20 protein-coding genes are annotated in these 21,841 nt (G+C 57.4%); 8 read left to right on the forward strand and 12 right to left on the reverse strand.

Annotated elements, in window-relative coordinates:
• Positions 1-205 precede the first annotated feature (205 nt).
• From NHH03_RS17715 to hpf, 6 genes are all read right to left on the reverse strand, one after another.
• Complete coding sequence (locus NHH03_RS17715; protein ID WP_315861465.1) at positions 206-1,810, reverse strand: Rne/Rng family ribonuclease; 1,605 nt, start codon at positions 1,808-1,810, stop codon at positions 206-208.
• Positions 1,807-2,604: a TIGR03936 family radical SAM-associated protein gene (locus tag NHH03_RS17720; RefSeq protein WP_253158325.1), complete on the reverse strand. Its 798-nt coding sequence runs from the start codon at positions 2,602-2,604 to the stop codon at positions 1,807-1,809. Before NHH03_RS17720 ends, NHH03_RS17715 begins: the two co-directional genes overlap by 4 nt.
• Positions 2,605-2,668: 64 nt before the next feature.
• Positions 2,669-4,414, reverse strand: a complete 1,746-nt coding sequence (ptsP, locus tag NHH03_RS17725; RefSeq protein ID WP_253158326.1) for a phosphoenolpyruvate--protein phosphotransferase — start codon at positions 4,412-4,414, stop codon at positions 2,669-2,671.
• 248 nt (positions 4,415-4,662) lie between these two features.
• Complete coding sequence (locus NHH03_RS17730; RefSeq protein WP_253158327.1) at positions 4,663-4,995, reverse strand: HPr family phosphocarrier protein; 333 nt, start codon at positions 4,993-4,995, stop codon at positions 4,663-4,665.
• Between the two features lie 85 nt (positions 4,996-5,080).
• Entirely contained in the window at positions 5,081-5,560 is a 480-nt protein-coding gene (locus NHH03_RS17735) for a PTS sugar transporter subunit IIA (RefSeq protein WP_253158328.1), read from the reverse strand.
• Positions 5,561-5,610: 50 nt separating this feature from the next.
• Entirely contained in the window at positions 5,611-5,949 is a 339-nt protein-coding gene (hpf, locus tag NHH03_RS17740; protein ID WP_253158329.1) for a ribosome hibernation-promoting factor, HPF/YfiA family, read from the reverse strand.
• A gap of 440 nt (positions 5,950-6,389) precedes the next feature.
• On the opposite strand from hpf, the gene NHH03_RS17745 reads away from it, so the two are divergent.
• The 3 genes from NHH03_RS17745 to NHH03_RS17755 are packed head-to-tail and all read left to right on the forward strand — an operon-like array spanning position 6,390 to position 9,085.
• Positions 6,390-6,671 carry a hypothetical protein gene (locus NHH03_RS17745; RefSeq protein ID WP_253158330.1) on the forward strand — a complete coding sequence of 94 codons (282 nt, stop codon included), beginning with the start codon at positions 6,390-6,392 and terminating at the stop codon, positions 6,669-6,671.
• 24 nt (positions 6,672-6,695) lie between these two features.
• Positions 6,696-7,727, forward strand: a complete 1,032-nt coding sequence (locus NHH03_RS17750) for an agmatine deiminase family protein (protein WP_253158331.1) — start codon at positions 6,696-6,698, stop codon at positions 7,725-7,727.
• A complete protein-coding gene (locus NHH03_RS17755) occupies positions 7,724-9,085 on the forward strand; it encodes a sigma-54-dependent transcriptional regulator (protein WP_390895588.1) in 1,362 nt (453 codons plus the stop codon). The genes NHH03_RS17750 and NHH03_RS17755 overlap by 4 nt, the downstream gene beginning before the upstream one ends.
• A 25-nt stretch (positions 9,086-9,110) precedes the next feature.
• Here NHH03_RS17755 and NHH03_RS17760 read toward each other — a convergent pair whose 3' ends face one another.
• The 4 genes from NHH03_RS17760 to NHH03_RS17775 form a co-directional block, all read right to left on the reverse strand.
• On the reverse strand, positions 9,111-9,989 hold the full coding sequence (locus NHH03_RS17760; RefSeq protein ID WP_253158333.1) for a M48 family metallopeptidase: 879 nt from the start codon (positions 9,987-9,989) through the stop codon (positions 9,111-9,113).
• Between the two features lie 68 nt (positions 9,990-10,057).
• Entirely contained in the window at positions 10,058-10,603 is a 546-nt protein-coding gene (locus NHH03_RS17765; protein WP_253158334.1) for a DUF3299 domain-containing protein, read from the reverse strand.
• A 24-nt stretch (positions 10,604-10,627) separates the two neighbouring features.
• On the reverse strand, positions 10,628-11,284 hold the full coding sequence (locus NHH03_RS17770; RefSeq protein ID WP_253158335.1) for a DUF3299 domain-containing protein: 657 nt from the start codon (positions 11,282-11,284) through the stop codon (positions 10,628-10,630).
• Positions 11,285-11,446: 162 nt separating this feature from the next.
• The gene (locus NHH03_RS17775) at positions 11,447-12,907 is read right to left on the reverse strand and encodes a hypothetical protein (protein ID WP_253158336.1); all 1,461 of its coding nucleotides are present in this window, start codon (positions 12,905-12,907) and stop codon (positions 11,447-11,449) included.
• Between the two features lie 383 nt (positions 12,908-13,290).
• Between NHH03_RS17775 and NHH03_RS17780 the strand changes: the two genes are divergently transcribed.
• The 5 genes from NHH03_RS17780 (at position 13,291) to NHH03_RS17800 (ending at position 17,776) form a co-directional block, all read left to right on the forward strand.
• A complete protein-coding gene (locus tag NHH03_RS17780; RefSeq protein ID WP_253158343.1) occupies positions 13,291-13,584 on the forward strand; it encodes a calmodulin-binding protein in 294 nt (97 codons plus the stop codon).
• A gap of 84 nt (positions 13,585-13,668) precedes the next feature.
• Positions 13,669-15,069 carry a helix-turn-helix domain-containing protein gene (locus tag NHH03_RS17785; protein ID WP_253158337.1) on the forward strand — a complete coding sequence of 467 codons (1,401 nt, stop codon included), beginning with the start codon at positions 13,669-13,671 and terminating at the stop codon, positions 15,067-15,069.
• Positions 15,066-15,602 carry a hypothetical protein gene (locus tag NHH03_RS17790; RefSeq protein WP_253158338.1) on the forward strand — a complete coding sequence of 179 codons (537 nt, stop codon included), beginning with the start codon at positions 15,066-15,068 and terminating at the stop codon, positions 15,600-15,602. Before NHH03_RS17785 ends, NHH03_RS17790 begins: the two co-directional genes overlap by 4 nt.
• Entirely contained in the window at positions 15,599-16,810 is a 1,212-nt protein-coding gene (gene lpxB, locus NHH03_RS17795; protein WP_253158339.1) for a lipid-A-disaccharide synthase, read from the forward strand. Before NHH03_RS17790 ends, lpxB begins: the two co-directional genes overlap by 4 nt.
• A gap of 177 nt (positions 16,811-16,987) precedes the next feature.
• On the forward strand, positions 16,988-17,776 hold the full coding sequence (locus NHH03_RS17800; RefSeq protein ID WP_253158340.1) for a hypothetical protein: 789 nt from the start codon (positions 16,988-16,990) through the stop codon (positions 17,774-17,776).
• A 700-nt stretch (positions 17,777-18,476) separates the two neighbouring features.
• Here NHH03_RS17800 and NHH03_RS17805 read toward each other — a convergent pair.
• Both NHH03_RS17805 and ltrA read right to left on the reverse strand, forming a co-directional pair.
• The gene (locus NHH03_RS17805) at positions 18,477-18,971 is read right to left on the reverse strand and encodes a hypothetical protein (RefSeq protein WP_253158341.1); all 495 of its coding nucleotides are present in this window, start codon (positions 18,969-18,971) and stop codon (positions 18,477-18,479) included.
• A gap of 959 nt (positions 18,972-19,930) precedes the next feature.
• Entirely contained in the window at positions 19,931-21,409 is a 1,479-nt protein-coding gene (gene ltrA, locus NHH03_RS17810) for a group II intron reverse transcriptase/maturase (protein ID WP_261364337.1), read from the reverse strand.
• Between the last annotated feature and the right edge of the window lie 432 nt (positions 21,410-21,841).

The following is a 21,841-nucleotide window of genomic DNA, read 5'->3' on the forward strand; positions in this document are numbered from 1 at the left end:
GGGAGAGTGAATTGCATAAGCGCTGGCTTCAAAGCGCGTAAGCAAGGGATCCCATCAACCGGCTAAACCCCTCGTTGACGCGTCGGGTTGCGATAAAAGCGCAACTTCAAAACTGACGCGTCGGGTTGGGACACCCAATGCCCCGTGCCCCGTGCCAAAACGCAACTTTAAAAGTTGCGTTTCGGATTGCGATACGGACAAGCGACTAAGAATCGATTTCGACGCGTTCGCCTTGGCAGTCGCGACAGTCCATGTCCATGTGCTCGGGGTAGAGCCCTTCGCTGCCAAGGATTTGAACGGTCATTTTGCCGGTGTCTTCCATCTCCATCACGCTGCGCCGTTTCTGGTTGTTCAGGTGCGCCGCGACGGCATCGTTGACGCGTACGGTGACGCGCACGATGTGTTCATTCTTCATCGCCAAAGCGAGCATCCGCACGACTTCGATCGACATGCTTTCGGCCGTCTTGACCAACCCGCGTCCTTCGCAGCATGGACAGTCCTGATAGATGCTGCGTTTCAAACTGGGGCGAATCCGTTGCCGCGTCATTTCGATCAGTCCGAAGGGACTGGTCCGCAGGATTTTTGTCCGCGCCCGGTCACCGGCCATCGCGTCGCGCAATGCCCGTTCGACTTTGCGACGATGACTCTCCTTTCGCATGTCGATGAAGTCATTGACGATGACCCCTCCCAGGTCACGCAGTCGCAACTGCCGGGCGATCTCTTTGGCCGCCGCCAAATTCAATCGGAACGCGTTCTCTTCGGCGGAATCGTCGCTGCGGAAATTGCCGCTGTTGACGTCGATGGCGACCAAGGCTTCGGTCGGGTCGATCACAATCGATCCACCGTTGGGCAGTTTGACCTGGCGTTGGTGGATTTTGACGATTTCCTCTTCCAACTTGTACTTGTGAAACAGGGGCATCGGTCCTTCGTACAACTTCAACCGATCGACGACGCGTGGCATCACCATCTTCAGAAAATCGCGTGCGTTCTCGTAGGCCTCTTTCTCGTCGATCACGATTTGGTCGATGTCATCGTTGTAGATGTCACGGATCGTTTTGATGATCAGATCGCTTTCTTCGTACAGCACACCGGGTTGGCTGCCGGTTTTCACGCGACGCACAATTGTCTTCCACAAACGCGTCAGGTAGTCCATGTCCCGGCCGAGTTCTGGTTCGCTGCGTCCGGCACCAGCGGTACGGACGATGAACCCCAGGCCCTTCGGCGGGTTCAGCGACAACAGGCAACGTCGCAGTCGTTTACGATCGTCGTCGTCTTCGATCTTGCGGCTGACACCGACGCGTTCGAGCGCGGGCATCAACACCAGGTAGCGACCGGGGATCGAGATGTACGTGCTGAGTGTGGGACCTTTGGTGCCGATGCCTTCTTTGATCACTTGGACCAAGACTTCGTCGCCGCGTTTAAAGATCTCTTGAATCGGTGGTTTGATGCGTGGTCGTCCGCCTTTGAAGGCGCGTTTTTGGCCACGTCCGGATTCGCGGGCGCGCTTGGCAGCGGCCTCGGCCATTTCATCGGACTCGCGTTTGATCTCTTCGGGATCGTATCCGCCTTGGCGAAAGTATTGGGGTTCGACATCACTGATGTGCAGGAATCCATTTCGACCGACGCCAAAGTCGACGAAGGCGGCTTGGATACTCGGTTCCAGGTTGACGATTTTCCCCCGGTAGATATTTCCGGCGAAGGCTTCGACGCTTTTGCGTTCAACGTAGAGTTCTTCTAGTTTGCCATCGTCCAAAATTGCGATGCGGCTCTCTTCGGGTTGGAGCACATTCATCAACATTTCGCGTTTCATGTGGGCACCTCTTGGGTGGGTTCGCCGTCGTGCGGCGTTTGGTTTGCGATTGCTAAAAATTCGGGATCCGCGGTTTCAAACTCACGTTTTAAAACCACTTCTGTACGTGTGATCTGTGACCCATTTGATATCCAATCGGAACAACCGATCAGATCCAACACGTCGGTTGGTTTCAGGATCGCCGCATCACTGGCGGCAAGAGAAAGGTCGATTTGATGATCGAATCGAAGCCGAAGAATCTGCTCCGAAACGTTCACGGTCAGCGGTTTGTCTTTGCGGGTCACCGTGACCTGTTGTTTGTTCAATAGTTCGTCGATTGCGGACTGAATGTCGACCGCGTTCGGCTCGGCAGCCCCCAGTTCGGGATCGGGTGCCGTGATGATGTAATCGGTGTGTTTTAATTTGGCTTTCCCGGAACCTTCGGGCAGCATTTGCACGCTCTGGATCGCCAGCCCCGGTTGGTCGTCTTTGGTCAACCGCTGCAGCAGTTCGGTGGCGGTCAGTCGTTCGGCTAAATCCAGTTCAACGACTTCGTTGTCGCCGCTGATCCCCAGTGCCAATGCCGAAGGAAAGCTGATACGAGGTTTCGGATTGAAACCTTCGGTCATCGATGGCTTTAGCAAAGCCCGCCGGATCATCCGCTCCCACAACCTCGCCAAGTCGCGGTGGCTGGTCCAACGCAACAAGCCGGTTTTGGCGAATCGAATCCGATACCGCAAACGCAACGGTTCGGCCGACGGCGTGTCGGCCGATTCGAGTGGCGTCGGATCGGTTGGAGATTCAGGCAGGGACATGAAAAGGGAGTGTTTTGATGAGGGGTGTGGCTGTTCCAGGTTCGGCGACCGGGGTCACATCCAGCTAGGTCACGATCAGCTCCGGGACGTACTCGCCAAGCCGGTCCAGCAAATACAGATCCACGTCACGTGCCGCTTCGAGCTTCATCACGCGCTGGGCAATCTTTTCGCATTGCTGGATCGATACCGAGCGGATCGCTTTTTTGACTCGCAACAGGGATGACGGCGGCACGCTCAAGTGACGCACACCCATTCCTAACAACAGCAGCGCGCGCGCCGGGCTGCTGCTCATTTCGCCACAGATCGAAAGCGGGCGATCAAATTCCGCAGCAACTTCGACACAACGTGCGATTAGTCGCAGGACGGCCGGGTCACTGGACTGGTACAGGTCGGCCACGTATTCGTTGCTACGATCGACCGCCAATGTGTACTGGGCCAAATCGTTGGTTCCGATCGACAGAAAATCGACTTCTTCGGCAAATCGTTCCAGCATCATCACCGCCGCGGGAACCTCCACCATCATGCCCACCGGGATGTTGCTGCGGTGCGGCGTCCCCGACTCCTCCAAGTCTTCGGCAACCACATTCAACAACATTCGGGCTTGGCGCAGTTCGCCAATGGTGGTGATCAGCGGAAACATCACACGGATGTCACCATGCACCGCGGCCCGCAGGATCGCTCGCAATTGCGGTCGGAACAGGTCCAGGTTTCGCAGAGACAGGCGAATACTACGCAGCCCCAGAAACGGGTTGTGTTCCTGTTCGGCCAACGGGCGTTGGCCCATTTTGTCGGCGCCCAAATCGAGCGTGCGGATGACCACCGGGCGGCCTTCCATTTCCCGAACCACTTGGCTGTAGGCCTGGTAGTGGTCTTCTTCGCTGGGTTCTTCGGCGCTGGACAGGTATAAAAATTCGGTTCGGTACAGCCCCACGCCGTCGGCACCACGCTCAATGCAGGTGGTGGTTTCGTGCGGGAATTCGATGTTCGCGCTCAAACGAATCGGCGTGCCGTCGATCGTCTCGGCCGGCATGTCACGCAGCTCAGACAAACGCGCGGTCAGCGAGCGGCGTTCTTTCAAACGCTGTTTGTAACTGGCCAGTGTCTCCGCATCGGGATCGATAATGACTCGGCCACGATCACCGTCGACGATCACGCAGGTGTGATCCCCGACGCGGTCAAGAAAACTGCCGATGCCAACAACGGCTGGCAATTCCAGGCCTTTGGCGACGATCGCGGTGTGGCCACCGGGGCCACCGGTTTCGGTGCAAAATCCGCGAACGTATTTGCGATCCAGATTGGCGGTTTCGCTGGGCGTCAGCACGTGTGACAGGATGATGACCGGCTCGTTCAAATCAGCCAGCGGGCCATCGGAAACGGCGCCCAAGCACAGCAGCAATTGCTTTTCAATATCCAGCACGTCTTCGGCGCGATCGGCCAACAGCGGGTTGTCCAACCGTCGCAGCGCTTCGGCATAGTTATGCAGGACACGGCTGACGGCGTAGGCGGCTGACTGGTTTTCCTCGCGGATGCGGCGTCGCAATTCGGCTTGCAGCCGAGGGTCGTGCAGCATTTGCAGCTGGGCGGCAAAAATATCGCCGGTGTGTTCGCCGGCGACGGCGGCGGTTTCCAAGCGATTGGATTCCAGCCGCGTTGAAACTCGGTCCACGGCATCGCGCAGACGAGCGAATTCCACGTCCACTTCATCAGCGGCGAGGAGAGAACGAGGGATACGGTAACCGGCAGCGTCCAGCACTAATGCTGGGCCGATCGCGACCCCTGGTGAGACGGGGATGCCTTGCAGTTCGACCATCGTGGATCGATGAAACGGCGGCGGTCTGCCGGTGGCGGCGCGGTGAGCCGATCGCTAGCGGAACAAGCAACAGCGACAAGATCCGCATCGCCAATTGGCGGCGGCTCTGGCAGACGCTTGTTAGCGATCATGCGCACCGGGCAGCGAGGCTCGGGCAGGTCGGACCGATCCATCGAGTGAATTTGTTTACAGTTGTGCGGTGGGTAGCTGTCAGATGATGGGAAGCAGCGGCCGGCGGAAAAGTCGAATCAAGCAGAGGATGTGGAATCCGTTTCGGTCACTTCATCGGAACCGGCGGCTTCGAAACCGGGTTCATCGAATCCACGAAGAAAGAACTGCTCGATCGAATCGATCGCGTTTTCTGCATCGTCACCTTCGGCTGTGACGGACAGCTCGGTGCCGAGAGCGGCACCGAGTGTGAGTAGTGATAGGATGCTTTTGCAATCGACGGTTTCGCCGCCGCGGCCAATCAGAATGTTCGATTCGAACTGGGTGGCCATCCGCACGAGCAAATCCGCGGGACGCGCGTGCAGCCCTTGGGGATTACTGACAACAACGGTGCGACGGAGCACTTTCGACATGCAAAAAGCGGAACGGAATGTAGGGTGGGTTGATGAGCGTGCGGATGCGCGAAGCATCCGCGGCATAGGACCAGCGGCGGCAGAATCAGCCGGTGGCAAACTGGTTGTCGTCGGCCTCTTGTAGCAACTGCGAAATGTCGTCAGCCGACTTGCTTTGTTTCAGGAAGCGACAAAACGTTTCGTCACGCAACTGCCGCGAAATGTTCTCCAGCGCCCGCAGGTGGTCACCGGGCCGCTCGGGAGGGCTGATCAGTAAGAAGAACAACTGAACGCGTTCTCCGTCAAGTGAATCAAAGTCCACGCCTTCTTCGCTGACGCCGACGGTACCGACCAGTTTTTGAACACTGGGGTGTTTGGTGTGGGGAACCGCTACGCCACGACCGATACCGGTCGATCCGAGCTCTTCCCGTTTCATAATCGCGGCGACGATATCGTCACGTTGATCGGCGTCGATCTCGCCGGAATCAAGCAAGCACTGGACAAGCTCTTCAATGGCCTGGTCCTTGGTCGTTGCTTTGAGTTCAGCCTTGATCGACTTGGTGCTGATGAAATCTGCAAACTTCATGGGGTGGAATTTTCAATGAGTGGTTCGACGACGACAACGAGCGAAATCGATCACTCGTCGTCGATCGGGGTTTCAATGTGTTTGTGACCGGTGGCACGGTGACCAGTCTTTTTTTGTTTGATCCGGCGGAGCTGCTGCTCCACTTTGGGGATCGCCATGTCCAGCGCCGCGATCACCGTCGACGCTTCGGCGGTGGCAACGCATTCCTCGGCATGCTCGATGGAAACTTGGATCTCAACGCCAGGTTTATCGGTGTGTTCGAGATCGACGGTGACTTCAATCGCGTTGACCCGGTCATAAAGACGCCGCAATTTTGCAGCCTTCTCTTGAATCAACTCCTGGTCACCGGCCTGAAGACTGCCATGGCGAGCCGAAACACTTACCTGCATCGTTGCTAATCTCCGATCTATTAAATCTGAACTCCGTCACCGGTAAGCCCGGTAAATGTGCTCTCAGCCCTGCAAACGCGTTGCCTGACACACGACAGAGTGTTCCTGTTAAACAGCAAGCATACGCGACAGAACCGTCCGCGGGTAGCGATCATTTTCACAGATCCTCCGTTTGGGTGGTCGATCACCGTGGAAAATCCGGCTTGTGGTTGATCTGCGGCACCACCAACCGGGGCCCTGTGGGCCTGCCAAATCGGCCCCGCCCAGACCGCTCCGCCCAGAATCGACGGCCCGATTGTGGGACGGGAGTGGCGAATCGAAACGGTTGTTGCTACTCTACGGGGCCAAAATAGACTCTGTCGCGGCAATCGAACTCGTTTTCGAGCACCCATTGGCCGCCTGAACCTGATTCACCACCACCCATTAGCCCCTGACCATCCATGGCCCGTAAGGTCGTCAGCCGAGCCGAAAAAGCTGCTGAGGCGGAAGCCGCCGAAAAGGCGCTCGCGTCGAAGAAGAAGAAATCCAGCAAACGCACCAAGACGGCAGAAAATGTTCGGATGCGACTCTACTGGGGTGTCTTCAGCCAAAACCTCAAACGCGTCGCCGTCTTTGATTTTGATAAAAAAGGCGAAGCCGACAAACGCGCCAAAGAACTCAGCAAGGGCGGCAAGTCGCCTCACTTTGTTCAAAAGGTCAAAGAAGAAATCAAGATCGAGTAATCGAGTCTCCGTTCGGCAGCAACTATGAAACGAGTCCCAGCGGAGTGGGAACCGCAGCGCGCCGTGTGGATCGCTTGGCCGCACAATCACGACACCTGGCCGGGACGATTTGAAACCATTCCAGATCGTTTCCGCCGCTTTGTCGAACTGATCGCTGCTGTTGTTCCGGTACACGTGATCGGCAGTTCGAGCTTGCGGCCCGCCGCTAAACTAGACGGCATCGAAAATGCACTTTGGTTTGATATCGAAACCAATGATTGCTGGATGCGCGATTACGGCCCCACGTTTGTCCATGATGACGCCGGCCAACCGGCCGCAATCGATTGGCGCTACAACGCTTGGGGCGGAAAATACCCGCCCTGGGATGCCGACAACGCCGCGACCGCAGAAATCATCCGCCACAGCGGGCGCCAGCGGATCGCATCGGATCTGTGTGTGGAAGGCGGCGCACTGGAATGGGATGGCCAAGGGCGATTGCTGACAACGTCCAATTGCCTGGTCACCGACACCCGCAATCCGGGCTGGTCTCGCCAGCAGATCAGCCAGACCCTGGAATCGTTGACCGGCACCACCGAGATCATCTGGGTCGACGGCGGCGGTTTGGCCGGCGACGACACCGACGGACACATCGACCAACTGGCTCGCTTCATTGATGCCAAAACGATCGTGGTGGCGGTCTGCGATGATCCCCAGGATCCTAACCATGCCGGCCTAGAAGCCAATTTTCAATTGCTAAGCGACTGGGCCAAAACCACCGATCCCAAGGTCAGCATCCATCGGCTGCCGATCCCACCGGCCCGTTTTATCGACGGTCAACGCGTGCCGGAAAGCTACTGTAATTTCCTGCGATTGGGACCCGACCGATTATTGGTGCCCACGTTTCGAAACGACGCCAGTGACCAGCACGCGATCGGCTTGCTGGGACAACTCGCCCAAAACCAATCGCCGGCCATCGAAACCATCGGTGTCGATTGCCATGATTTGGTGTGGGGACTCGGTGCGCTGCACTGCGCCAGCTGCAACGAACCGCTTGTCACCAATAGGAAAACCAGCTGATGTCCGATCAAACCCGGATCCTGGTCGTCGACGATGAACCCCACATTCGCAGCGGACTGGCCAAGGGGCTGGCTGGTTCGGCCGATGCGGTCGACACCGCGGGCAATGTCAATGAAGCACTCGACAGACTGGACGCCGATCAATACCAGGTCGTGATTGCCGATGTCCGTTTGCCAGGTGATCGCGACGGGCTGGAACTGGTCTCGCTGATTCAAGAGCGCTCCCCGGAAACAACGACACTGGTGATCACCGCTCACGGCACCGTCGAAACAGCGGTTGAAGCAATGCGCCGCGGGGCGTTTGACTTCATCACCAAACCGGTCGATTTGAATCTGATTCGCCAACAAGTCGATCGGGCATTGGACCATGGCCGATTACGCCGCGAAAACAAAACACTGCGAAACCGGTTAGCCGACGCCGGTGCGATTTCCGAGATCATCGGCAACTGCACGATCATGCAGGAACTGTTTGCCCAACTGCGGCAGGTGGCTGACACCGATGCGACGGTCTTCATTCAGGGCGAAAGCGGAACCGGCAAGGAACTGATCGCCCGGGCGCTGCACGATCTTAGCAGTCGCGCCGGCGGCGCATTCGTCGCCGTCAATCTGGGCGCGCTGCCGGAGACCCTCCTGGAAAGCGAGCTGTTCGGTCACGAAAAAGGCGCCTTCACCGGTGCGGCCCGGCAAAAACCCGGCTGCTTTGAACAGGCCCGCGGTGGCACCCTGTTTCTGGATGAAGTCACCGAAATCCCGCCCAAAAGCCAAGTCGATTTGTTGCGCGTGCTGGAAACCGGCCGGTTCACTCGGATCGGCGGTGAAGAACTGCTGAGCTCCGATGCGCGACTGGTTTCCGCAACCAACCGAGACCCGCTGGCGCTGATCGAAGAGGGAACCTTTCGCGATGACCTGTATTATCGGCTGAACATCATTCCGCTAACGATTCCACCGCTGCGGAAACGACGCGACGACATCCCGCTATTGGTCGAACATTTCGTGGCGCATTTTTGCAGCCGTCACAAACGCCCGATCAAACAATTCACCGACGCAGCGATGAATGTCATGGTGGCGGCCAATTGGCCCGGCAACGTTCGCCAACTGCGCAATGTGATCGAACGCTTGGTGGTCACCCAAGTCGACAGTCAAATCGACGTTGCCAATTTACCGCCTGAACTGAGCGTCCCGGCGAACAATAGCACCACGGTCGTTCGCACCTTGGCCGAAGCCACCGAAGCGGCCGAGAAAGAGGCCATCGAAACCGCTTTGGCCGCTTCTGATTTCCATCGTGAAAACACCGCCAAGTTGCTGGGTGTCAGTGTCCGCACCCTGCACTACAAAATGAGCCGCTACGGTCTGCATTAAGCTCTCTACCGAGCCCGACTCGTTTTCAGCATTTCATGGGCACACCGGCAACGCGTGCCATGCGGCGCAGCAGCAGTGGATGCGAAAGCGATTTCTCAGCCTTCTTGGAGACCGGGTTGTCGACGACACTTTGGGCCTGCGCCATCATCGCTTCGACGTTGACCTTGGGCAACAACTGCGGCCCGATTGCCAACAGGGCGATCGCTCGCGCACTCGATTCGGGGTTGTTCACCACGGCGCTGGCAACCGCATCACAGGTGAACTCGTCCAGCCGAGAAAGTGTTTTGTAGGCGGCGGTGATCGTGCTGCGAATCAGTCCGGTGTGACCAAGTTGGTGATGCGCCAATTCATGTGCAATGACAAACTCCAATACCTTGGTGTCCTTGGTTGTCATCGCTCCCCAGATCATGTCGTCGGTTAACAGCACCACCCGCTTGCCTTTGGTCTTTACGGCCGCCGCGTTCTGCTCGCTTGATTCATAGATGTACGTGTCAGGGATATCGGTCATCCCCAACCGCTGTGCCGTCTGCTTGACCAGTTTGTCGATCGCCGGAAACTGGTTCGCCCCGACCTTCAGCGCACTTCCGTCGATGATCGCCCGCTGTTTCTTTTGGTTGAAGAAATAAGCAATCGCAGCGATCAGCACGCCGATCAACCCGACGCCAAACGTGACCGCCGTCAGGACCAACAGCCCGACCACTGTGCCGCCCAACCCCACCAGGCTACCGATCAGCACGTGCAGTTTGGTGCCCGGCGTGACATGATCTTCGGCACGCACCGCAGCGGACGGAAGACTCGATCCGGCTGGCCGGGAGGGTTTGGGATCGGTGTCGATTGCGACCGATCGAGCAGCAACCGGGCGGGGAGCTGCGTGAGGATTAATCTGAGGCGGTAGTTCGGACATGGCACAACTCACAGGTTCCGTGGGGCAGGAAGAAACCAGGAGTATATCCAAACACTACTGCACGGATGTCACTCGACGCTTTTTCCGTCGATTCGAAAGATGGCCATGTGGGTCTGCCCGTTGGGCGCCATGCCCTCGGGATAGCGGTAGGATTCCGCGTCGAGCACGAATTTGCCTTCAACGGTCACCGGGCGGGTGGTGAAATCTGTGGTCTCGCCCGGCACCATTTTGATTGCCACGCAATCGTATAGCGCGGCACCGGGACCAAAACAGCACTCTTGGTTGTCACGGACCAAGATGAATTCTTTGATGTCCGTTTCGTGAAACAACGTGCTGGGCAAGATATAGCCGCGTAATTTGACGTTCTTGCCGTTGATCTTTTTCAGACGATCGGTCCACATCGATTTCTTGAACGGAGCGTCTTTTTCGATGTCGAACTGCAGGTCATCAAAATTGATTTCACCTTTGGCCAGTTGCGCCTCGGAACTCAACCGCGGCTTTACCTTGGGTTTGGCCGGCACGGGATCCTGAGCCGTTGCAATGCCGGCAAGCGAGAACAGAGCCACGGCGGCCAAAAGTGGAAAAACGTGCCATGCGTGTGATTTCTGGTTCATCTTGCGGATTGCCTGGGGAATGGATCACTTCACCTTGTCCCCTTTTAACCGGTAGAACACGGCGTTGTCAAAATCGGTTTGGGTTCGGGGAACTTTATTGACGGTGAATTTGCCAGCCAGTTTGCGACGCGTCATACCGGCTTTAACAGTTTGCCCGTTGGTCAATGTCACTTCCACCATCTCGCTGCTTTTCGGTTGCCCACCAAAGCAGCAGGTGCCCAAATCGCCGACCAGCACAAACTGGCGCAACATGCCGCCACCGCTGGAGGGATGGATATAGCCTTTCAAAAACACATCCTTGCCGTCGACCTCCACCGCCGTCTGAGTCGGACGATCCGGTTCGGAATCAAATTTCAATTCGTAAAACGGCAATCGCACGTGTCCCGGTGGAACCTCCGTCAGGTACACGTAGCTGTGCAGCGAGATGCCGCCGACCAGCAACAATGCATTGGCCAGCAGAGCAAATTTTGCCAATCCGATCCCGCCAAATTCATTGGGGTAGCGGTGGATGGAACGAATCGCCAATAACGCCAGAATCACACCGAGCAAGGCCAATGCCAGCATCGCTTCGAACGGCGGGATCAATCCGACCAAGCCGACCAGGAACAAAACAAACGCCGCAATCGCACTGCGGCTGAGCGCACGATAGGGAAAATCCACCTCATCGGCGGAGGCAGACATTTGAAGATCAGTGGCCATCGTAATCTGGATCGTGGAACGGGCTGGCAGCGAAGCCCAACACGGTGGCGCCGCTGCAAAAAACACTGCAACAAAGTAACGGGATCCGTCTTCACCGGCCTCCTCGTGGCCAGCTACAGTTCTGCACAGCTACGTTCACAGTGCCTATGCCTCGGCGCCGGAGATTGCTCCTGTTGCGGATCCGCCGGTCAGAACCAGAAACAAGATCAGAATGATCGTTGCCAGTGCGGTCGTTAGTACGTAACTCAGGTCCCAGGGGTTCGCCGTCTGGGCCAAGATCGCCGGATTGCCGATTTCGGGGCGAACGTCCAGCACCACCTGTTTGGCGACTTCCGGCATCACCGCCGCGTAGCGGTGGTTTGCGACCACTGGCGGCAGCATGCCCGGCTGGGTGGGACCGCTGGGCACCGAATTCAGGCCCACTAAGTGTTTGGATGTTGGCGATTCAATCGCTGCGCCGTCGGACGGCTTGGCACGCACCGGAACGGGCACGGGGAAAAAGGTCTTGGCGCGTCGAACAGCGTCGGGATCAATTTTTTCCAGCTCCGCGATTGCTTCCTCGGCTTCTGGCAGTGGGCAGGCGCGCATGTAATTGATGACCGGGACGCGAAGCCAGTTTTTGTCTTTCTCGGCGTCTTTGAACAACCGTTTCAATCGATCGATTTGGCTCCAGTCTTTCCATTTCGCCAAATCCGGGATCACCATGTCGGCCAGCTCGCTGCGGTCCAAAACCTTGTGCAGCGATTCGACCAGCGCGCTGCGTGGGATCACATCGCCTTCGGTGCCATGAAAACGAATCGCCATGATCGCCGCATAGCTTTGTGGGAACGGAGTCTTGTTGCTGGCAATGAACAGTTCGTCAATCAGCGGCAACCCCTCTTCACCGGCCAGTGTCAAATAGCAGGCGATCAATGCGTCGAGCCCGCCGGTGACGCTTTTGGCCGGATTGCGAAGCATGGTTTCCAGCATCGGCAGGTCCGCTTTGCTGCCGCAGACGCCCAGCATTGTGAAGTACAGACGTTTGCGGTCGGCTCCGATCTCGGGGACCTTGACCCACTCGATCAATTGATCGTGGTCCATCTCTGGACCGATTTTCCGGATCACCTCATACGGTGTTGATGCAAATTCGTCATAGGCATCTCGCAACAGAAACGGTTCTTCGTCTTCCAAATAGTCGCGATAAAACCGTAGCAGCGCGATGGGATCGTCGTTATCGATTTTGCTGGCTTTGATGATGTACTCTTCGGCGCGGGGCGTGACTGGCATCGTCGACCACTGGATGTTGGGCGGGTCAACGCCGGACAATAGAAACCGACGGCCGACGTCCACTTTGCCGTAATAAATCGCGTCAACGGTCTGGCCGACCTTCACATGATCGCCACCTTTGATCACCACTTCGACCTTCATCTTGACCACGCCGGTGGTCAGATTTTTGGTCAGATCGCTATCCAAGCTCGATGCGATCACCACCGCGTCCATCGTCAGTGATTGCTGGCGAATGGTTTGCTGAACCGATTCACAGAACGGACACGCCGCTGCAGGCACGGCCATCCATCCGGCCAACAGCCAAACAAGCAGCGCGCCTCGCTGAAAATGTGAACGCATGAGTCTGTCGCGAGATAGTTTTTTCAAAGGACGCACTGGAGTCGCTGGTGGGTTGGTGTCGAATGCAGGGGAAATTCGGCGGGCGATTTAACCAATAATAGGTGCAAACCAAGCTCTATGAGAAGACTCAAATCGATTCTCCCTGAATTCCCGGCACGATCGACTCAACCCATCCATCCATTTTTGCCGATACGACCGAAGATCCGGGCTGATATGCCCAGGAGCCGATGCTTGAATCGCCCGTAAGTTTCAGCATCGGCGGACACTTTTGAAACGACCAATGCACAGCGCCGAATCTGGACACCACCCATTAGGTGTGTCTCCGGAGAGGGCCGACAAGGGGGAGAGCAGGAATGCTTCGTCATTTGATCATCGCCACCGTCATGGTGGCATCGGCCTTCACCATGGCTGACAACGTGTCGGCCGACCAACGCGCCTACGGCCAAGCCTGGGGCGGCAGCAGCAGCACCCGCGACTGGGATCGGTTCTATCACTATCCCTACGTGTACTACCCCCAGAATTTCTATGGGCAGGAGTACTTCAAGAGCGCCGACAGCATGTACCACCGCTACGTGCCCGAGATGCGGATTCCGGTCTACAACAAACGCTGGCACAACTACTACCCCAGCAATCGCCGCTACCACTCCGGCCACCACTTTATGTTGGACGTGTTTTAAGCCGCGCTGTTTAGTTCACGCCGGTTTTGAGTTTCACGCGGGACGTTCTGAACGCCCCCAGCCTGACCGGCTAAGATGGCGACGATGTCAGCCAGCACAAAAATCCGTCCGTTTAGCCGCTTGATCGACAAGTCGAATGCACCGTTTTGGGTCATTGATCCAGACGGGCGTTTGCTGTTTCTATCAGCGGCCGTGGGGGATTGGTTGAAATTGGAACCGGAATCTCTTGTCGGTCGCCTGTGCGTCGCTGGCGCGAGCATCTCTGACGATCCGCTGGACTACATGGCAGCGTCGCTGGCGCCGCCGCCGGGTTTTTCCCAACGTGGATCTGCATCGCTGTTGATCCAACCCGCTTGGCGTGGCGGCAACGTCGAGCGTGTGGCTGCCATCGACACTCGCTTTGTGCGACTCGGTGACGACGAAACGGCGATCACCCTCGCCATCGGCGGCCGCTTTGCCGACCAACAGCCCGAACCCGGTGTGGAATCGGCGGTTCTGCTGCGACAACAGCTCGATAGCTGGCGGCGTCATCACCAGGGCATCGGCGATACCGTGGCCGTCGGCCATTCGCGCCTTGCCGGGCGGATGCAAACGCAACTTCAAATGGCCGGTTCGTTTCGCAGCGACTTGCTGATCCTGTCGCCGGCGGGATGTTTCGCCCCGTCTGTCGCGACCCTGGTGCACCAGCGTGCCGCGGCCGGCGAACCGGTGGCGATTGTGGACGGCCCGCTGATGGATCCCGAACTGCTGGACGCCAGCCTGGGACCGTTGTTGCACCATTTAAGTGATTCCCAACAAACCACATCGACCGCGATCATCAACCAGATTGATGAAATGCCGATTGAGGCCCAACAGCGAATGGCCGAACTGCTGAGCCAGTTCGGAACACGAATGCGATTGATCGCAATCGCCGGCCGGTCGGCAACGGTGACCGACGCCACGTCAGCGCAGTCGCAACCGGAAACCGATTTTCGGCTGCATGAAAATCTCCCAGTTGGTATCAACCAGACACTGGCCGATCGGTTGTGTGGATTGTCGATCACGCTGTACGGGTTGGCCGAACGCGTCGATGACATCACTCTGATCGCAACGTCCATGCTCGATCGTCGCCGCGCCGCCGGTGAAGGCAGCGCGGATCGACTGGCGCGCGCGGCGCTTGATGCGCTGGTGATCTATCCTTGGCCCGACAACTTGCGCGAATTGGACCAAGCCATCCGGCATGCCCTCCGCAGTTGCCCCCTGGCGGTGATTGGCGTGGAACACTTGCCGCTCGCGGTCCGTTCCTATCGGCCCAACGAAGCGATTCCGGTCGCCCAGCAGGAAATCGACTTGGATCGAGCGGTGGAGCGGTTCGAGGCTGATCTGATTCGCCGCACGCTGGCGGCAACCGATGGCAACCGTGCCGAGGCGGCACGGCGTTTGAATCTGTCACGCAGCCGACTGCTGCGCAAACTCGAATCAATCGATTCGGAAGCGTCATCGTGAGTGCCGGGGGCTTCGCATCACCGCGCGACCGACAAGGCCTGTTGTTGGTCTGTGAATCGGGTCGCCGCTGGTGTGACGCAGCGCGGCGCTTCGTGGGACCATTCCAGCATGCGCCCACCGCGGGCGAACCGCACGATGCGCTGTGGCCGCGGTCGCTCACTGCGGATCGGTCTGACAGTGCCCTTGGGCCGGCACCGCTGGTACGGGTCCAGTCGGTGGAAGGGCCCAAGGTGAGAGCCGCGATCGCCGGAAAGGAACTGGTCGCCATCCTGTGGCAGGTCTCGCTTGGCAATCTCGATGCGGTGGCGCTCAGTGTGGCTCAGATCGGGGTTGGCCGTCCCGACGTGTTGCAAATCGCTGCGATCGACGACCCGTTGCTAGCCACTGCGGCGCAACTGCCGCTCCGCATGATGGAACTGGGGGTCCGCGCGGTGGTGCAAGATCCCGAGCAATTTGCGACCATCGCGCGGCTGATTCGTCGACGGTTTTCACTTGACGCCGAGCAGCAGATCCGGCTATTGACTACCGAATGAGTAAGACGATTTATTTCTCGGTCGGTGAACCCAGCGGCGACCAGCATGCCGCAAGATTGATTCGATCACTGCTGCAATCACGCCCGGACCTGACCATTCGTGGTTTTGGCGGCGAACTGATGCGCAGTGCCGGCTGCGAGGTTGATCTGGACCTGACGCAGCATGCGGTCGTTGGCATTTTGGAAGTGTTGCCAAAATTGCGCCAATTTTTTGCGTTTGCCGATCAAGCCGAAGCGGTGTTTGCCCGCGGCGGCATCGACGCGGTGGTCCTGGTCGATTTCCCCGGATTCAATTGGCACATCGCCAAACGCGCCAAGAAACATGGGATCCCCGTCTTCTACTACTGCCCACCGCAGTTGTGGGCCTGGGGAGCCTGGCGGGTCAAGAAGATGAAGGCGACGGTCGACCATGTACTGGCAGTGCTGCCGATCGAAGAGCGTTTCTTTTGGATGCACGGCGTCCCCACAACCTACGTCGGACATCCGTTCTTTGATGCCGTCAACGAAGCCTGCTTGGACGACCACGCCTTGAACGAACTGCGTCTGGCCGCCGGCGATGGCCCCACGGTTGCTGTGCTCCCGGGATCACGTGGCCATGAAGTCCAACGAAACTGGCCGATCATGCTGGCCGCGATCCGTCGCTTGGCGGTCAGTTACCCGCGAGCCCGTTTTGCCGTCGCAGCCTATCGCGAGAAACAACTTGAATTTTGCCAGGCGTCGCTGTCAAACGAAGACCACCAGCTGCCGATCGACTTTTACCTGGACTCCACCAGCGAAATCATTGATCATTCCCAATGTGCGATGATGGTCAGCGGGTCGGTCAGTCTAGAACTGATGGCCCGCAAGACCCCTGCCGCGGTGGTCTATCGCGTCGGTCGATTTTTGTATGCGTTCGGCAAATGCGTGGTCAAAGTCGACAGCATGACGCTGCCCAATCTGATGCCCGATTCCAGTTCGATCGGCCAATCCGGCGAACGCCCGTTTCCCGAAATGGTCTCCGTCGGTAAACCCGATGCGACCGTCGAATTTTTGGTGCAAACCATCGGCCGAATGCTGGGCGATGGCGATTATCTGGCACAAAAACGACAGCAGCTCGCGCGGCTAAGTGAACTGTTTGCCAAACCCGGGGCCACCGACCGAGCCGCGGCGATGATTCACGAACTGATGGCCGACCAAGCCCAGCCACGCCTGGAAAATCGCGCCGCCTAGATTTCCGGCTGCTCCCGACGGCATTCGTTTTTCTGGGTTTCTGGCCCAATCCACCAAACCTTCTCGGCCTCGTTTGCGTAGTGTTTCGGTCTACGCTGCGCGTTCCTTCCACCCCAGCGACAGCCCCTCGCACGTCCCCAGCCCCGTTTTTCCCCATCCTGAGTTTCCGCTGCCCCCATGACAACTGAAACGACTCCACCACGTTCCCTCGGCGCTGTGATGAGCAGCGAGGCCGGCTATGAGGCAGAGGTTGACGATTCGCCGCTTCGAGTTTCTGGATTCGTTTCCCTGTTGCTGGCGCTGCTGAGCGGGTTTGCAATCGTCGCCCTACCAATGGTCGCCGTTGCAATCGCATCCATCTTGTTCGGCATCTATGCGCTCCGCAAAAGCGATTCCCAATCAATTCCGGTGGGCACCACGGCCGCCCGGATTGGCATCCTGCTGGCCGTGCTGTTCGGCTCCTGGGGGATCGCCCGGGCAACTTTCAAGACGCAAACGCTGGGTGGCCAGGCCGAATACTTTGCCCGCCAATTTGTTCGTGTCGCCAGCCAAGGAAACAAGATCTACGCCTCGGAATTACAAAAGAGCTACGTCAATCGTTACTTGAAAACGATGCCGCTCGAAGAACGCTACCAACAAGCCCGCGAAGAACGAGAACGCCAAATCGCCGCAGCTGCCGAAAACGGTGGTGGTGGCCCAGGACCTGACGAAGAAGATTCCACCGTCACTGACCTGGTCAAATATTCCCCCGATCACAAGTGGTACCTGGACCGACCGGTTCGAGTCTACAGCCACTACGGACGCCAGATGGCCGAGGTGATCCTGGCCGACAGCCAAGCCGAAAAGCCATATCGATTGATGTTGATCCTCGAATACCTGATCAACAAAGACAACGGCGATGGCGAATGGTACGTGGAAACCTGCACCCCGTTCCGCAAGCGAATCGTGGCCGAAAAGGTGCTGTAAACCTGTCGCGCCGTCGATGCCACACGCCAGAGCCGCCGATCCAAGCAGCTCAGGGCCCAACGCACAAGAAACCTCGATCGCAGATTCAACACGCGGTGCGAGAGGTCGTCGAAATCCATCCCTCGTGCTCTTCGTGTCCGTTGCGGCTACAAAATCCCGCCAACTGATCCGATGATGCCGGAGTTTCTCGGCAACGCAACGTGCAGGCAACAACACTACCGCACCGTCGACCGATTGCTATCTCGTCTCCGTGCCTTCGTGCCTCTGTGAGAGACTGCAAAGCGATTGATGACGGACCGCCGGCCAGGATCGAAGATCCAACCCACGCTTCGGATGCTTCGTTGGTGTGGAGGATTTATCCGACCAAGCATGACGCGTTCTGCTTTCGATTCGGTCGGGTGAATCCTCCACATCAACGACGGCAAACAGCCTGAAGTCACTTTCACGTTCAAACCGGCAGTGATGGCCAATGGGTCGAGCACATTCGACTGGCCACACGAGGTCCACCGTCGCCATGAGCGAGTTGCCCCCAATCCACCGAGCCTACGAAACTGCCGCCCATTGGCATCACGCGACCGGCCTTCTTGAACAGAAAACTTGAGCATCGGCTCGTCCCTCAAATAGCCAGCCCCTCTTCAAGATCGATAGAGAACCAATGCCAACACCGCCGTGCTTTCACGCGATGTCAAATTCTTATTGGTTATCCGCCGTTTGAGTCATCGACCGTACGAGTCGGGACGTTGCTAGACCCCATGATCGAATGCTGAAACATCATAGCCTTCCCAGCGAGCTTGAAAAGCAATCCGCGGATTCCCGGCATCTTCGGCATTGGAAATGGAATCTGTTCCTTGAGCAGCAACCCACGAATCAGGTAGTCGACCAAGGCCCGATCGTACGCAGTGTCGGTCGAGGAGTACTGTTCTGATTCGCGGTTGACCCATGATTCAGAGACGACAATGGATTGCGCGTGGAAGTCAAGTTTCAGCCAGTAGATCAGTGTCCCGGTCCAGCTGCGGTGAAGGTATAGCCAGTCACCATCGCGGTAGATGAACCATTTGTCCTCCATGCACTCTGGGATAAGCCCAGCGGACAATTGACCTTCGCGGCGGATGTCAAAGGACGCGCAGTAGTCGAGCGGCTCACGAACCTCCGGTGGCTCAAGCGTGTTCCAATCATCGCGTGAAGCTGGAGCCATGTTTCTTCAGTAGGGTAACGATAAGGACTAACGAGTTGGCGGCGAACGACATTGCGATGGTCAGATCAATCTGACTCCGCCGATCCGTTACATCCGTTGGTTCCCCGTCTCTTTAAGGAATCGCCAAACGCCCATTTCACTATCGGAATCATCGCGAAGCCAGCCATACCCGTGGGGATCGATTGATGGCAACAGCCAGCCTATAATGGGCTACGCCGTCAAGCCAGGGAGACATCAAATGGTGCGAATCGAAGTCAGCAGTGAGCAAGCCGAAAGGATACTACGTTCCGACGAAGCGATCGAACTCTTTGACGATGGGGGGCGATGCATCGGGTATTTTTCACGACCAATCACGGAAAGTGAGATTGCAGAAGCGAAGAGGCGATCTGCGACCGAAGAAACCGGGTCAAGCTTAGACGACATATGGAAGCGTATCGAATCGGAAGATTGCTCGAAATGACGAAGCGGACCGTGGTAAGGGTCGCCTCAGCGAAGCGTGAACTCGGTGAGATTTGGTTCGCGTGTGGTCGAAGTCCCAAAGTCAACAAAGCGTCGCATCAGATCGACCGCGATCTTCGTGACGATGCGATTCAGCACTCCAATCCATTGGCGGAAGGATTGAGGGTTATTGAACGTCCTCCGTTGAGAGCTGTTTTTGAATTGAACGACGCGGATATGCTGGTTCGTGTATTGAGCTTGGCTGTAGTGCGGATGTAGCAATTCGATCGGGGAACGTCAGCGATCAGCGGGAGTTGACTCACCACTTGCAGAAACGTCGCCACCGCCGCTCCGGGCGAGTAGACCGGGGTCTCTTCGGTTTAGGTTAGGGTTTGTGTTCCCTGTTTGCCACCGGTTTCCTGTGGTGGTGTCACAATATTCTAACCCTGCCTCATTGACCTCCGGCCCCTCTCAGATCCGGACGTGCCACTTTCTAGCATCCGGCTCCCAGCCAACACCTGTCACACTGCACTCCCTCGTTCACGGGACATCGCGATTAGGTCGACTAAACGTCTCGGATTGGCAAGGGGATGGCGTGCGGTCAAACGATCCAGGTGCGTCCAGTTCACGTAGCTGTTCTGACTGCGACGGCTCAAGTGACGCTTGACCATCACGCGCGCCTTGTTGCGGTAAGCCATCAGCATCGGCCAATTGTCATTGACACCGTAATACTGATAGTGGCCGCGAAGCTTCGCATTCAGGGTCGTCCACATTTCACCGATCGGTACGTCCAACTGGCTGCGAAACCAACGACGCAACTCCAGGAGCTTCTGACGATACTTCTTCCCCGATGTTTTCCGTTTCAGTTTAAACGTCCCGGCGCGGCTGCGCCCGCAGTAGTGAGTGAATCCGAGGAAGTCGAAGGTTCCTGGGCTCCCTTCACCCTGACGGTTGGAATCCCGCCGGGCGAAGCGTCCGAATCGGAGTAACTTCGTTTTCTCCTCGGCGACTGACAGCGAGAATCGGGCTAATCGTTTTGGCAGGACCGCTTGGTATCGCCGCGCGTCCGACTCCAATTCAAAACAGCAGATGAAATCATCTGCATACCGAATCAGGGACGCTTGCCCTTGCAGGCATGGCTTCACATCACGCTCGAACCAGTTGTCCAGGACGTAATGCAGGTACACGTTGGCCAGCAGCGGAGAGAGGTTCGCACCTTGCGGGACGCCCTCTTCGGTTGCCTCCAGTTTGCCATCGGCCAGAACGCCACTCTTGAGAAAGCGGGTGATCAGATCGAGCAGTCGCGGATCACTGATGCGAATTTGCAACAGCTCCAGCAGTCGCTCATGGCACACGTTATCAAAGAAACCTTTGATATCGGCGTCACTGACCCAGTTCACTCTCTCGGTCGCAATCGTTCGACCGAGTGCCGAGAGCGCTTGGTGGCAAGATCGCTTGGGGCGGAATCCATACGAGAAGTCGTAGAAGTCGACTTCGTAGATCCGTTCAAGAATCATGACAATCGCTCGCTGAACGAGCTTGTCTTCCACGCAGGCGATTCCCAGTGGTCGCGTCTTCCCATGCCCTTTGAGAATGTTCTTCCGCAGACTGGGATTAGGTCGATAACTGCCACGATGGAGGCGATCCAGAAGATTCAAGAGATTGCCCTTGAGATTCTCCTCGTAGTCCTCCACCGTGCGTCCATCGACACCCGGCACTTTCCCTCGTTTGAGTCGGCGAAACGCATGCCAGAGCAGCTCGTAGTTGAGCAGCGAAAAGAGATTATTGAAAACCTCCTCGGGATGCGTTGTCGCTCTTTCGGTGATGCGCTCAAGACGATCCAGAACCGAACTCCCGCCACTGCGTGTGGGCGACTCTGTGTCTTGGGCGCGTGTTGGCCTGACCGCCTTCCCTCGATCGGTATTACCCGACTTCGTTTCACTTGATTGGTCGTCAAGCTTCAGCGGTACTATTCGGTCATCCGACTCCCTGAATGTCATTTGTCTTCGTCGCTTATTCCACTTCTAGGACATACTCGGCCACGGGCGATTGGAAGATCGCCGAGTGATCAAGAACTTCAGGGTCTCACTGGTTGCCTGATTGACGGGTTGTGTAGTGCGAATGGGCCGCCGACCCCGGGTCTCCGATTCAGGCTCGCCGATGACGCTTGAACCGATATTGCCTTCCAGTATGCAAAAACCTTGGGCAGAATCCGACAGTTACCAAATTTCGGGGCTAATTCCATTCAACGTCGCAGGGCCACCTACGATCGCTTCATCCTCACTACCTTTCTATGTACGCTTCAACGACTGATTTCGACCACCGGTCTTATACAGCCGCTGCAACACTCGATACCGGGCGCGTGGCTAACGCTTACCCAGGCGGGATTCGCACCCGCTAGTCAATCAGACCTTGCCAGTCCGCACTTGCAT

The organism is Stieleria tagensis, assembly GCF_024129865.1.
Taxonomy (GTDB): domain Bacteria; phylum Planctomycetota; class Planctomycetia; order Pirellulales; family Pirellulaceae; genus Stieleria; species Stieleria tagensis.